This is a genomic window from Aeromonas rivuli (genome assembly GCF_020149575.1).
Taxonomy (GTDB): Bacteria; Pseudomonadota; Gammaproteobacteria; order Enterobacterales; family Aeromonadaceae; genus Aeromonas; species Aeromonas rivuli.
In genome coordinates this window covers 1,650,510-1,663,682 of sequence record NZ_CP079742.1, presented here as the reverse complement: position 1 = coordinate 1,663,682, position 13,173 = coordinate 1,650,510, and the positions used below count along the sequence as shown (strand labels likewise).

The window sequence follows — 13,173 nt, the reverse complement described above, 5'->3', positions numbered from 1 at the left end:
ATGAAAACTCGATTCAAGACCTCACCGATCTGCGCCGCCCTGACCCTGGCCACCCTGGCCCTGGTGCCTCGGGTCCAGGCCAGCGATGCCAAGAACGTCATCCTCTTTATTGGCGATGGCATGGGCCCGACCGTGCTCACCGCCACCCGCCTCTACAAGGTGGGGGAAGAGGGCAACCTCGAGATGATGTCCCTGCCCCGCAGCGCCCGCATCAAGACCTTCTCCCATGATGCCCAGACCACGGATTCGGCCCCCTCGATGGCGGCCTACACCACAGGCGTCAAGATGAACAACGAGGTGATTGGCATGAGTGCCGATACCCAGGCGGTGGCGCCGGCTAAGGATGTCAACGGCAACAAGGGCATCAACAACTGCACGGCGGACAACGGCCACTCGGTGCCGACCCTGCTCGAGCTGGCCAAGGCCGCCGGCAAGTCGGTGGGCGCCGTCACCACCACCGAGCTGACCCACGCCACTCCGGCGGCGACTTACGCCCACATCTGCCACCGAGATGCCGCCTACGCCATCTCCGCCCAGGCCGTACCGGGGGGCGCCGGCTTCAACAGCGCCCTGGGGGATGGGGTCGATGTACTGCTGGGAGGCGGTGCCAATCACTGGACGCCATATGATGCCAGCAGCAACAAGGGCGGGCGTGCCGATGGCCGGGATCTCACCGCCGAGCTTCAGGCCCAGGGCTATCAGTACGTCACCACCCAAAGCGATCTGGCCAAGGTGAGTGACGGCAAGGTGCTGGGACTGTTCAGTGCCAAGTCCCACCTCGACTACGAACTGGACAGGGTCGCCAAAGGCGCCGCCAATACCCAGCCATCCCTCTCCGAGATGACCGCCAAGGCGATCGATCTGCTGGCCAAAAACAGTCAGGGCTACTTCCTGATGGTGGAGGGGGGTCGCATCGACCACGCCTTGCATGGCACCAATGCCAAGCGGGCCCTGACCGACGCGGTGGCGCTGGATGAGGCGGTCAAGACGGCGCTCGGCAAGGTCGATTTGAACGACACCCTGATAGTGGTCACCGCAGACCATGACCACACCATGACCATCAACGGTTACGCCGCCAAGGGCAACCCCGTGCTGGATCTGGTGAAAAATGGTGATGGCTCGACCCAGAACGACGTGGATGGCAAGCCCTTCACCACCCTGGTATTTGGCAATGGTCCCAACCGCGCCGACGTGCGCCCCACCCTCACCAGCGCGGAGGTGATGAGCGATGACTACCTGCAGGAGACCGGCGTCAAGCTCGGATCCGAGACCCATGGCGGCGGCGATGTGATGCTGTTTGCCGATGGCGCCGGTAGCGCGCGCTTCAAGGGCACCCTGGAGAACATCAAGGTGTTTGGCAAGATACAAGAGGCCCTGGGTCTCTAAGAGAGACAGGCAACCTCTCAGCGCAGGGGCCGCATCGACGGCGGCCCCTTTTACCCGTTATCCCCTTTGCTGCCCGGGCCCAACCTTGGCCCCGGATCCCACGATGAGAGACCCATGCGCAAGACCCCGCTTCCCCCGTTTGCCCTGATGATGGGGTTGCTGCTGCAACTCGCAACCCTGTCCGTCCAGGCCAGCACGCCGGATGTCCCGGACCTGGCCGCCCGCATCCAGTATCAGGATCGCACCACCAGCGCCGATGGCGTCATTCGTGAAAGCAGCTGGCAAGAGCGCTGGCAACGCCGCGGCGATCAGATATGGAGCGAGCGACTCATCCCCATCACAGTGGCCCGTGCCTACCACCAGCAGCATGATGGCCAGCCCGGTCACAAGCACTTCACTCATCAGATGGCGGCCCGCTGGGTCGGCCGGGATGAGGATGGCACAGTGCAACTGCACTACGCCGACCGCTACCACAAGCAGTTGGTGAGCGTGCCCCCCGAGGAGTATGGCCAGGTTGCCTTCACCCCCAACTGGGCCAAGGTCCGCTTCCTGATTGACCCTGAGCTGCTGGCCACCATGGATTTGCTGGAGGACGCCGCCCCGGCCGGGGCGCGCTGGTATGAACACAAGACGGCCCATGAGCGCACCCGCATCCTCTGGTCCGCACGCCTGCAAGTCCCCCTGCAAGTCGAGTCGGGCTCCCTTGATGGCTATCGCAGCTACAAGATGACGCTCACCCCCGCCAAGCTCAGTGCCCAGGCTCCCTGGCTCGCGCTGGCCGACTACCAACCACGGGACATTCGCGACTTCTTCGACTAAACAGATGGGCCACAGATGGTACACTTGGCCGCTCGTTGACCATGATGACGTGCCATGTCCCTGCTGCTCTGCCTGCTGTTTATCTTGCTTAGCCCCTTTGCCCAGGCGATCACCCTGCTCGCGGGCGAGGTGCCTCCCTATGTGATCCGCGCCCAGCAAGGGGCGCCGACCGGCATGGCGGTAGAGGTCATTGAAGAGGCGGCCCGGCGCTTGCACGAACCCATCGAGATAGAGTTGATGCCCTTCGCACGCGCCATTCAGGAGGCCCAGCACAGGCCCGGGGTCTTGTTGTTGCCGCCGGTACGCAGCCAGGCGCGCGAGACGATGCTGACCTGGATAGTGCCACTGCTCGATGAGGCCTTCGTGCTCGCCAGCGATCGACGCCACCACCCCACGCCTTTGGCATTGAATGAGGCGAGCACCCTGACAATCGGCGTGCTGCGCCACTCCCTTAGCCACAGCCGGCTCCAGGAGTTGGGGGCACCCTCTCTGGAGATAGTCACCGCAGAGCGCAACAACGCCGACAAGCTGGCCCTGGGGCGGATCCAGGCCTGGGCCGCCGCCTGGAATACCATGCGCTACGCCCAGCAGGAGGCCGGGCTGCGGCTCTCCGATCTGGTCAAGGGGGCAAGGCTGGCCAAGGTGCCACTCTATCTGGCCGCCAGCCCCGACTTTCCCCCCCAGGAAGCCAAACGCTGGCACGATGCTATCCAGGGAATGCGGGCCGATGGCAGCCTGGTTCGCATCCTGCTTCAGTACGACTATCAGGCTCCCTGAGACTGGGCGGAAGCATTGCCAAAGGAAATCATAATGGTTATGGTATCTCCATGAAAACCAGTCTGATTTTTCCCATTCTGCTCACACCCAGCTGAGCCCCCGTCCTCGTCGTTCCCACGAGCTGTCGGGGGCCGCGTCCATCACATCCGTGCTTCCCAATCTATTTGGCCCCCTGGGCCTCGTTAACCCTATTGCATGAGGAAATACCCTATGACTGCTCCCCATCTCATCATCTCCAGCCTGGATCTGGACCGAATTGAACCCCTGCTCGGCCACTCACCCCAGCATCAGGCCTTGCAGGAGGAGCTCAATCGCGCCGAGGTCCGCGAGCCGGCCGACATGCCGCCGGACGTGGTCACCATGAACAGCCAGGTACGCTTCAAGATGAAGAACAGCGACACCCCCTTCTGCCTGACCCTGGTCTATCCCAAGGACGTGCAGGGAGATGAGTCGAAGATCTCTGTGCTGGCCCCGGTTGGCAGCGCCCTGCTCGGTCTCAAGGTCGGTGACAGCATCAACTGGTCCGGTCCCGCTGGCCGCAACATTGAGGTCGAGATCCTGGAAGTCGTCTATCAGCCGGAGCGCGCCGGCGAGCTGCACCGCTGAAACGGCCACGACCCGGATCGCCTGGGTCGAGGACCCCTGCGCCGCATCAAGCGGCGCTCACCGGCGGGGGCGACGCCCGGGTCTCGCCGGCTTGCCAGACACAGACCCGGTTCTTCCCCTCCCGCTTGGCGCGATAGAGCGCCCCGTCGGCCCGGTGCAGTGCCTGCTCCAAGCCCTCGCCGGGCCAGAGCCAGTCCAGCCCCATGCTGATGGTGATGCGGATCCCCTCCACCTCCAGGGCCGCTATCTCCCGGCGCAACTGTTCGCACCGCTCATGAGCCTGCCCCTGCTGCCAGTTGGCCAGCAACACGAACTCCTCGCCGCCAAAGCGCCCCACCAGCAGATCCGGCTGACCCTTCAGGTAGCAACCCACCTCCCTGAGCACCCTATCCCCCATCTCATGGCCGAAGCTGTCATTGATCTGCTTGAAGTCGTCGAGGTCAACCATGGCCAGCAAGACTGGCCCCTTGCCGAGCAAGGGGGGCAGGTGGTGATGCAGCCCACGCCGATTGTAGACCCCGGTCAGAGGATCCTGGGTGGCCAGCTGGCGCAGGGCCAGAGCCCGGTACTGGGTACAGAGCAGCAGCACCCCGAAGGTGGAGAGGTAGTTGCCCATCAACATGGAGAGAAAAGGCAGCACATTGACCACATGCTGATCCATCAGCACCCGCACCTCCCCACCCAGCAGGGCCCCCATCCGCACCAGGTTGAAGCCGTAGAGCAGTATGTTGACAACGGTAAACACCAGCACGGCGGGCAGGTAGGCCGGATAACCGTGCCGCCAGACCAGGAAGACGATCACGGCCCCCAGCACCATGTAGCTCAGACAGGCCAGCAGCACCCGGGGCGCCATCTCGTCGTTGGCCAGCACACTCCAGCAGAGCAGCAACAGATAGATCAGCATGAAGAGCGCGAAGGCCCGCCAGTTCGGCGACTCGCCGAAGAAACGCTGCAAGGCCAGCGGCATCAGCGCGATACAAAGGGTGATGAGCAGGTTGGCCAGCCAGATCCCCGCGATATGGGGGGAGAACGCCTGCATAAAGAACAGCGACTGGGCCGCCAGGGCACACAAGCTGGACCACCACCAGAACCCGAGACCGGGGATCTCCCTGTGGGTCAACCAGATGATGGAGAGGGTGATGAAGCCCAGGCTGTAGCCCCCAAGAGCCATCAGCATCAGGGTGAATACATCCAGATTGAGCAGAATTGAGGTGTCCATTCCCGAGCCTTCCATTGGGGATGGCTGAGTATATGGGAAGCCCATGACAAGACACAGAGGGAGCCTTCTGGCGCGATGAAATATTTTCAGGACACCCACCTGGCGCCCCGTCACTCAGCCAGCTGGCCTGATGCCTGGCGCTCAAGGTTCGTTCGGGCCCAGATCCCCGCCGATCACACAGCAAAATGCCTGCCAACTATTTTTACGCTTGAACCCACGCCATTAGATAGATATGTTGTTTTCATGTGGTTTTATGAGCCGTGCCGCGATGAAAAAGTGCAACTAACCTATTGAGTCGTCTGACACAATCGGATTTTGGTACATTTTTCACTCACTGGCTGGGAAATAGAATCTCATATGGGGCTTTTGCCCCGACCAAGACAATAATCCTGTCTTGCCTGCTGCCGGATGCAGCAGTCTCTTGTGCCATGGAGTCGCACGGAGCAGGTTCAAGGCCGAACACACTTACGACAGAGACGTCACTCATGATCAAAAAACTCATTCTCTCTACCCTGCTGCTGTGCGGGCTCGCCAACGCGGCCCCCAGCTCCACCCTTGACGCCGTGCTGGAGCGCGGTGTGCTGCGCGTCGGTTTCGATGCCGGTTACCAACCCTTCGAGATGACCAACAAGCAGGGCAAATACATCGGCTTCGATGTGGATCTCGCCAAAATGGTCGCCAAGGAGATGGGCGTCAAAGTGGAGTTCGTCAACACCGCCTGGGACGGCATCATCCCCGCCCTGCTGACCGACAAGTTCGACGTCATCATGGGTGGCATGACGGTCACCCCCCAGCGCAACCTGCGGGTCAACTTCGCCGACCCCTACATAGTCGTGGGCCAGACCATAGTGCTGCGCAAGGATCTGGCGGGCAGCATCAAGTCCTATCAGGACTTGAACGATCCCAAATACAAGATTGCGGTCAAGCTCGGCACCACGGGTGAGCAAGCGGTGAAACGCATGATCCCCAAGGCCACCCTGCTGCAGTATGAAACCCAGGATGACGCCAAGCTGGAAGTAATCAACGGCAAGGTCGATGCCTTCATCTATGACCTGCCCTACAACGCCATCTTCGCCTCAGAGAACAAGGGTGCCGTGGTGCACCTGGCGACCCCCTTCACCTTCGAACCCCTGGCCTGGGCCATTCGCAAAGGCGATCAGGACACCCTCAACTGGATGAACAACTACCTGCGCCAGATCAAGGGTGACGGCAGCTACGACCGTCTCTATCAGAAATGGTTCGAATCCAACGACTGGTTGAAACAGCTCAAGTAAGCCTCTCGAGGGCGCGGCCCGGGCCGCGCCCCTCACGCAGACCCACACAATAAAGAAAGAGGTTGTCGACTGTGCTCAATCCGAGACCCATCAAACAGATGGAAAAACAGCCCAGCTCACTACTTTGGCACGGCGTTTTCGTGCTGATGATGCTGCTCGCCGTCTTCGGCATCTACAAGGCCGTGCAATCGGTCGATTACACCTGGCGCTGGGAGCGCATCCCCCAATACATCGTCTATCAGGCCCAGCAAAACAGCTATGCCGACTTTGACGGCACAGTAGTGGCCGAAAATGGCGCCCTGGTGCTGCAAGACGATCTGGACGCAAGCCACCGCCAAACCATTGCCGCCACCGGCTCCAACCTGTCGGAAGGGGATACCGTCTTTCGCGGTGATGTGCTCGATACTCAGCTGAAATGGACCCCGGGGCCCATCGCCTTTGGCATCTGGGTCACCATCAAACTTTCCCTGGTCGCCGGCATCTTCGCCATACTACTCGGCACCCTGGCCGGCCTCGCCCGCCTCTCCCCCAACCCGGCGCTGCGCAATCTCGCCGGTTGCTATGTAGAACTCATCCGCGGCACGCCGCTGCTGGTGCAGATCTTCATCGTCTACTTCTTCATCGGCACAGTGCTCAACCTGGACAGGTTCACCGCCGGGGTGGCGGCGCTGGCGGTGTTTACCGGCGCCTATGTGGCCGAAATAGTACGGGCAGGCATCGACTCCATCCACAAGGGGCAGATGGAGGCGGGTCGCAGCCTGGGGCTCACCTCGGCCCAGACCATGCGTTACATCATATTGCCCCAGGCCTTCAAACGGGTACTGCCTCCCCTGGCGGGTCAGTTCATCAATCTCATCAAGGACTCCTCCCTGGTCTCCGTCATTTCGATCACGGATCTTACCAAGGCGGGTCGGGAGGTGGTCAGCTCCACCTTCAGCCCGTTCGAGGTGTGGTTCACCGTGGCGCTGCTCTATCTGGTGCTCACCGGCACCCTCTCTTTCCTGGTGCGCCGTCTGGAGGTGAAATATGCGCGCAGCAACTGATCCCATCATCAAGGCCCAACCAGAGCCGAGCAGTGCGGCTGTGCTCGACAATCTCCACGCCTTCCTGGTCCATCACCTGGAGGTGAACTATGCACGCAGCAACTGATCCCATAATTCAGATCATCCAGGCGTACGGGAGCGCAAACAAGAACGACGCCAGGAGAGACCAGCCATGAAGATGCGTAACAAAGCGGACCCCATCATCAAGGCGACCGGGGTCGAGAAGTTTTACGGCACCGAGGTGCACGCCCTCAAGAACGTCAGCACTCAGGTGGCCGAAGGGGAAGTGGTGGTGATCGTGGGCCCGAGCGGCTCGGGTAAATCCACCTTCCTGCGCACCCTCAACCAGCTCGAAACCATCAATGATGGTGACATCATCGTCGACGGCATCAGCCTGACCGAGCCTGGCAATGTCAACAAGCTGCGCGAAGAGGTGGGCATGGTGTTCCAGTCCTTCAACCTCTTCCCCCATCTGTCGGTGCTGGACAACATCTCCCTGGCCCCCCAGAAGGTGCGCGGCCTGTCAAAAACCGAGGCACAAGACAGGGCCAAGGCACTGCTGCTCAAGGTGGGGCTCGCCGACAAGGCGGCCAGCTACCCCTCCCAGCTCTCCGGCGGTCAGCAACAGCGGGTCGCCATCGCCCGGGCGCTCGCCATGCAGCCGCGCATCATGCTGTTTGATGAGCCCACCAGCGCCCTGGATCCCGAGATGGTCGGCGAGGTGCTGGATGTGATGAAGGGGCTGGCTCGCGAGGGCATGACCATGGTGGTGGTCACTCACGAGATGGGCTTTGCCCGTGAGGTGGCAGATCGGGTGCTCTTCATGGAGCGGGGTGAACTGCTGGTTGACGAGAAGCCCGATGACTTCTTCGATAACTCCGCCTCCTCCCGCCTGCGCCAGTTCCTGAGCCAGGTGCTCTAGACCAACAGTCCATTCGCGGGATAAACAATGAGGGGAGCCACTATGGCTCCCCTTTTCACAGACGATGTCATGAACATGGGGGGCGCCCCTTGCCCATCAGAGCGGATGCGTGAACGACCAGAGGGCCGGCAGCAGGGCGAGCAGGGTGATCCCGGCCAGCCAGCGTTCGCGGCCACTGAGTCGCTGATCGCCCCCAAGCTGGCGCCGACTGTATAGAAACAGCAGCAGGCCGGGGCCATAGAGCAACAGCGAGAGCAGCAGGTATTCCACCCCGGCGGCATAGAGCAGCCAGAAGCCATAACCACTCGCCAACACCGCCACGGCGATCATCTGCAACCTGCCCTCTCCCCTCAGACAGAGCTTGAGCAGGAAGAGGCCAATCAACAGGTAGGGCACCAGTATCATGGAGGTGGAGATGAGCAGCAGGCTGGTGTACCCCTTGCCAAGTAGCCAGACCAGCAGCAGGCAGCCCTGTACCGTCACACTGGTGAGCCAGAGGGAGGCGATGGGTGTCCCCCTCTTATTCTGACGGCGAAAGATGGCCGGGAAGGCCCCATGGCGGGCGGCGCTGAACGGCACCTCGGCCGAGAACAGGGTCCAGCTCACGTAGGAGGCGAGCACCGAGACGATGAGCCCCAGGCTGAGCAACCCTTTTCCCCAGGATCCCGTCATGTTTGCCATCAGCCCCGCCATGGAGGGATTGGGCAGGGCCGCCAGCTCGGGGCGGCTCAAGATACCGAGGGAAAGCACGGAGATCAGCACATAGAGCAGCAGTGCCAGCACCACGCCCAGCACGGTGGCCGTGCCCACGTCCCGTTTGTTTCTCGCCCGGGCCGACAGCACGGCCGCCCCTTCGATACCGGTAAAGACCCAGAGGGTGATGAGCATGGTGTTGCGTACCTGCTCGGAGACCGGCACCGCCAAGGTGCTGCCCGCCGGATCCTGAGCGAAGGTCAGCGGGTCAAAGTAGTAGCAGGCAAACAGCACGAACAGCAGCAGCGGCAGGCTCTTGGCCAGGGTCGCCACCAGGTTGAACAGGGCGGCTTGCTGCACGCCGCGGGCCACCAGCAGGTGAACGGCCCAGAGGATGCAGGACTCGCCAAGGAAGGCCCACAGGGTATTGCCCTCACCGAACCAGACCCGTTCGGGGGTATCGACGACGCTGCCAAGGGCCGCGAAGGCGATCACCAGGTAACCCACCACGCCGATGGTGGCGCATAGCCAGTAACCCCAGGCGGAGAAGAAGCCCACCAGATCCCCAAAACCGGCTCTGGCATAGCTGTAAATGCCCCCATCCAGATCCGGCCTCAGCCGTGACAAATACAAGAAGCAGGTGGCCAGCGCCAGGATCCCCACTCCGGTGATGGCCCAGCCTATCAACACGGCGCGGGCACCGGCTACCTCGGCCATGTTCTGGGGCAGACTGAAGATGCCCGCCCCCACCATGGAGCTGAACACCAGGGCGGTGAGGGACCAGAGTCCTATCCGGTTCTCTTTCATCATGGGCTCCTTAGCACAGGCGGCTGGTCAGGGCCTGAATATGTTCAGGACCTATGCCACAGCAACCCCCGATGAGGGTCGCCCCCTGTTCGCGCCAACGCTCTGCCCAGCCGAGGTAATCGAGCGGCCCCAGGTCGGCGCGGATCTCATCCAGTCCATCGTTGGCGGTTGCCTCTTTCGGCTGGGGTGGGAAGGCGTTGGCATACGCCCCCAGTCGGATATGGGTCAGGCCCTTAGCCTGCAACCTGTCTGCCGCAACCCGCAGTGCAGCCTCGATCACCTCGGGCTGACAGCAGTTGAACAAGATGGCCTCCGCACCGGCTGCGGCCAGCGCAGTGACGGCATCGGCCACCCGCTCCCCGGAGCGCAGGGTCGGCTCACTCCCTGGCGTCTCATCTTCCAGGGTAAAGGAGACCCAGAAGGGCTTGCCATCCTCGGGCAGCAAGGCCTTGAGCGCCAGGGGCTCGGCGATCAGGCTCATGGTTTCGGCCAGCCAGATATCCACATGGGGAGCCAGCCCGCAGATCAAAGGCCCGGCCAGTTCGTGCACCCGCGCCGGCTCGAACAGGTCAGGGCGATAAGAGCCAAACAGCGGTGGCAGCGAGCCTGCCACTCGCACCCCGGCATGCGCCTCATCGGCCACACTCCGGGCCAGCTGGCCCGCCAGTGCGGCCAGCGCCTGCCCGTGGGCCGCGAACCCCTCGTCCCCGATATGAAACGGCACCAGGGCATAGCTGTTGGTGGTGATCACCCTGGCCCCGCTCGCCACATAGGCTTGATGCACCTCGCGCACCGTCTCGGGCGCCTCCATCAGGGCCAGCGCCGACCACTCCGGTTGGCGGAAGGGTGCCCCTCGCCTGGCCAGTTCACGACCCATGCCACCATCGAGCACCACCACATCGTTATTTTCCATCTCTGTCTCTCTGCGTCTCCCCGTCATGGCGGGTGATTATTGTGTGAATCAACAATTAAGCCATCAAAACATCTAGATGGCTAGAATGCCAAAGCATCATGACGGAAAGCAAAAGAGGACGCAATCGGGATCTGCGAACGATCGAACAGCACAGAGCCGCATCGAAGCAATGGTGATGGATGAGGGGTCGAGTCTGGAAAATAGGGAGGGCGCCATGACAGACCCAAACATCACTGACACCCGCGGCCTGAACGGCAAGAGGCCACCCTGGGGTGGCCTCTTGAGATGGATGCTGGCGAAGTGGATCTCGCCGACAACCATGGCGGCTTAGCGCCCCGCCAACACCCGCTTGAGTTGCAAGGACCAGTCGGACACCCGCCCCTGCTTGGGCAGCCCCTGCCAAATCTGCTGCCACTGGCCGGCGCTCAAGGGATGGCCCAGACGGCGCTCGACTCCGGCGCGCAGATAGTCATTCGCGAGCCCACTGGCCTTGGCTGAGCCGAGGAACTTGCTCACGGGATCGCTCATGCGCACATCGCGCATGCCGAGCAGCGGATAATCGGTCTGCACCGCCGCCAGCATGGTTTCACGCAGGGCCGACTCCAGGTAGCCACGGGCGAACAGCGCAGTGACCGATTCCAGGGAGCCCTGATCCGGGCCATGATACTGCTCGTCGAAGACAGGGGTCGGCGAGGCGGCGTCACTCTGTACCACCGCATCCGGGTCCGGCGCAGCCACCACCGGCTGGCTCGCCTGAACCGGTTTGGGGGCAACTACCGCCGGCTTGGGCGCGGGGGACGTACAAGCGCCAAGCAGGGCCACCAGTGAGAGAACGGCCAGGGGCCGCAAAACAGCACGCATCATCATGACTCCAGAGTGACCTTCTCGGTCGGGGTGGCCTCTATCCGGGTGACCAGCAGCTGATCGATCTTGTAGCTGTCTATGTCCACCACTTCAAACTTGTAACCCGCGTACTTGACCGAGTCGGTACGCTTGGGGATCTTGCGCAGCATGAACATGATGAAACCGGCGATGGTTTCGTAGTTCTGCATCTCGGGGAAGGCTTCGATGTCGAACCAGCGCATCACGTCCGTGATGGGGGTAACCCCATCCACCAGCCAGGAGTTGTCATCCCGCTGGACTATCTGCTCCTCCACCACGTGGGTAGCCCACTCCCCCATGACGGTACTCATCAGATCGTTCATGGTGACGATGCCGACCACCAGGGCGTACTCGTTCATCACCACCGCGAAGTCGCCCCTGTGATTCTTGAAGTACTCCATCGCCTCGTAGAGGTTGAGGGTATCGGGGATGATGATGACGTTCTGCACCAGATTGCCGCCGATAAGATCGATGCTCTGGCCACTGATGACGCGGATCAGCAGCTCCTTGGCATCGACGAAGCCCTTGATGCTGTCGAGGTTGTGATCGCACACCAAAAACTTGTTGTGGGGGTGTTCGGCGATCTTGGCCTTGATGCTCTCTTCACTCTCTTGCAGGGTGAAGTAGATGAGGCTCTCCCGGGCCGTCATGGCCGAGGTCACCCCAAGGGATTGCAGCTCGAACACGTTCTCGATCAGTTGGTGCTCTTCGCGCTGCAGCACACCGGCGGCGGCGCCCGCATCCATGACCGCATAGATGTCATCCGAGGTGATCTCGTCGTTGCGCACCATGGAGACGCGCAGCAGACGAAACAGCAGGTTGGCCAGGCCGTTGAAGAACCAGACCAGGGGCATCCATAGCACCACGAACAACATCATGGGCCGCACCACCACCACGGCGATCCGCTCGGGCATGGTCATGGCCAGACGCTTGGGCATCAGATCCGCCAGCAGGATAAACATGCTGGTGACGAACACGAAGGAAGCGGCCGAGCTTATCTGGCCAAGCCAGGGTCCCTGATAGAGGCCGGCGATCAGCGTCTTGATGGCAGGGTTCAGGGCCGACTCGCCCAGGATACCGCCGAGGATGGCGACGGTATTGAGGCCAATTTGCACCACGGTAAAGAAGTTGCCCGGCTGGGCCTGCAGGGCCAGTACCTTGGCGGCCTGGCGGTTCCCCTCATCGGCCATCACCTGCAGCTTGATCTTGCGGGAGGCGGCGAGGGAAATTTCAGAAAGGGAGAAAAACACGCTACCGGCAATCAGCAGCAAGAGTAAAAATAAACTATCGGCAAAACTCATGGTTAACCTATTTCAACACCCGTCTTGGCACAAGACGCTAACTGGGCCCCTCTGGGGCCGGATGTGGCATGATAGCCGCCACATCGGTGTCCCATTTTACCAGATTTCTGCCGATGAGTGTGATAGTTAGCCCAAACGGGCCCCGTTGGGCACCGCTCGCTCCGGCACGGCCATCACCACGGCGCCATCCGCCTGATAAAAGCCGGTGAGCAGGAACTCGGAGCGAAAGGGCCCGATCTGTTTGCTCGCAAAGTTGACCACCCCGACTATCTGGCGTCCGACCAGCTCATCGGGGCGATAGAGAGCCGTTATCTGGGCACTGCTCTTGCGCTCACCCATCTCTGGACCAAAATCGACCCAGACCTTGTAGGCGGGACGGCGCGCCTCGGGAAAGGGCTCAACCCGCACCACAGTGCCCACCATCAATGCCACCTTGGCAAAGTCATCCCAGCTTATCTCTTCCATCTTGTTCATCCTGCCTCTTGGCCATTTATGTCAGGCAAGCATGCCATGAGCCGGGACAGACTGCTG

14 protein-coding genes are annotated in these 13,173 nt (G+C 61.7%); 8 read left to right on the top strand and 6 right to left on the bottom strand.

The window, feature by feature from the left end; genetic code table 11:
* The 4 genes from KYK33_RS07845 (at nucleotide 1) to rnk (ending at nucleotide 3,588) form a co-directional block, all read left to right on the top strand.
* The gene (locus tag KYK33_RS07845; RefSeq protein ID WP_224432616.1) at nucleotides 1–1,386 is read left to right on the top strand and encodes an alkaline phosphatase; all 1,386 of its coding nucleotides are present in this window, start codon (nucleotides 1–3) and stop codon (nucleotides 1,384–1,386) included.
* A 147-nt stretch (nucleotides 1,387–1,533) separates the two neighbouring features.
* Nucleotides 1,534–2,205 carry a hypothetical protein gene (locus KYK33_RS07840; RefSeq protein WP_224432974.1) on the top strand — a complete coding sequence of 224 codons (672 nt, stop codon included), beginning with the start codon at nucleotides 1,534–1,536 and terminating at the stop codon, nucleotides 2,203–2,205.
* A 54-nt stretch (nucleotides 2,206–2,259) separates the two neighbouring features.
* The gene (locus KYK33_RS07835; RefSeq protein ID WP_224432615.1) at nucleotides 2,260–2,982 is read left to right on the top strand and encodes a substrate-binding periplasmic protein; all 723 of its coding nucleotides are present in this window, start codon (nucleotides 2,260–2,262) and stop codon (nucleotides 2,980–2,982) included.
* Between the two features lie 210 nt (nucleotides 2,983–3,192).
* Complete coding sequence (gene rnk / locus KYK33_RS07830) at nucleotides 3,193–3,588, top strand: nucleoside diphosphate kinase regulator (protein WP_042044133.1); 396 nt, start codon at nucleotides 3,193–3,195, stop codon at nucleotides 3,586–3,588.
* Between the two features lie 46 nt (nucleotides 3,589–3,634).
* Here rnk and KYK33_RS07825 read toward each other — a convergent pair whose 3' ends face one another.
* On the bottom strand, nucleotides 3,635–4,807 hold the full coding sequence (locus KYK33_RS07825; RefSeq protein ID WP_224432614.1) for a GGDEF domain-containing protein: 1,173 nt from the start codon (nucleotides 4,805–4,807) through the stop codon (nucleotides 3,635–3,637).
* 485 nt (nucleotides 4,808–5,292) lie between these two features.
* Between KYK33_RS07825 and KYK33_RS07820 the strand changes: the two genes are divergently transcribed.
* The 4 genes from KYK33_RS07820 to KYK33_RS07810 all read left to right on the top strand — a co-directional run bounded on the left by KYK33_RS07820 (nucleotide 5,293) and on the right by KYK33_RS07810 (nucleotide 8,046).
* Entirely contained in the window at nucleotides 5,293–6,081 is a 789-nt protein-coding gene (locus tag KYK33_RS07820; RefSeq protein WP_224432613.1) for a transporter substrate-binding domain-containing protein, read from the top strand.
* A gap of 71 nt (nucleotides 6,082–6,152) precedes the next feature.
* Entirely contained in the window at nucleotides 6,153–7,124 is a 972-nt protein-coding gene (locus KYK33_RS07815) for an amino acid ABC transporter permease (RefSeq protein WP_306382105.1), read from the top strand.
* On the top strand, nucleotides 7,108–7,230 hold the full coding sequence (locus KYK33_RS20135; protein WP_259236266.1) for a hypothetical protein: 123 nt from the start codon (nucleotides 7,108–7,110) through the stop codon (nucleotides 7,228–7,230). The genes KYK33_RS07815 and KYK33_RS20135 overlap by 17 nt, the downstream gene beginning before the upstream one ends.
* A 72-nt stretch (nucleotides 7,231–7,302) precedes the next feature.
* Nucleotides 7,303–8,046: an amino acid ABC transporter ATP-binding protein gene (locus tag KYK33_RS07810; protein WP_157014120.1), complete on the top strand. Its 744-nt coding sequence runs from the start codon at nucleotides 7,303–7,305 to the stop codon at nucleotides 8,044–8,046.
* A 96-nt stretch (nucleotides 8,047–8,142) separates the two neighbouring features.
* On the opposite strand, the gene KYK33_RS07805 is transcribed toward KYK33_RS07810, so the two are convergent.
* From KYK33_RS07805 to KYK33_RS07785, 5 genes are all read right to left on the bottom strand, one after another.
* Nucleotides 8,143–9,546, bottom strand: a complete 1,404-nt coding sequence (locus tag KYK33_RS07805; protein WP_224432973.1) for a basic amino acid/polyamine antiporter — start codon at nucleotides 9,544–9,546, stop codon at nucleotides 8,143–8,145.
* Between the two features lie 10 nt (nucleotides 9,547–9,556).
* A complete protein-coding gene (locus KYK33_RS07800) occupies nucleotides 9,557–10,459 on the bottom strand; it encodes a homocysteine S-methyltransferase family protein (RefSeq protein WP_224432612.1) in 903 nt (300 codons plus the stop codon).
* Between the two features lie 327 nt (nucleotides 10,460–10,786).
* The gene (locus tag KYK33_RS07795; protein WP_318010414.1) at nucleotides 10,787–11,326 is read right to left on the bottom strand and encodes a hypothetical protein; all 540 of its coding nucleotides are present in this window, start codon (nucleotides 11,324–11,326) and stop codon (nucleotides 10,787–10,789) included.
* A complete protein-coding gene (locus KYK33_RS07790; protein WP_042039654.1) occupies nucleotides 11,323–12,642 on the bottom strand; it encodes a hemolysin family protein in 1,320 nt (439 codons plus the stop codon). Before KYK33_RS07790 ends, KYK33_RS07795 begins: the two co-directional genes overlap by 4 nt.
* A 126-nt stretch (nucleotides 12,643–12,768) precedes the next feature.
* A complete protein-coding gene (locus tag KYK33_RS07785; RefSeq protein ID WP_224432972.1) occupies nucleotides 12,769–13,107 on the bottom strand; it encodes a tRNA-binding protein in 339 nt (112 codons plus the stop codon).
* Nucleotides 13,108–13,173: the final 66 nt, after the last annotated feature.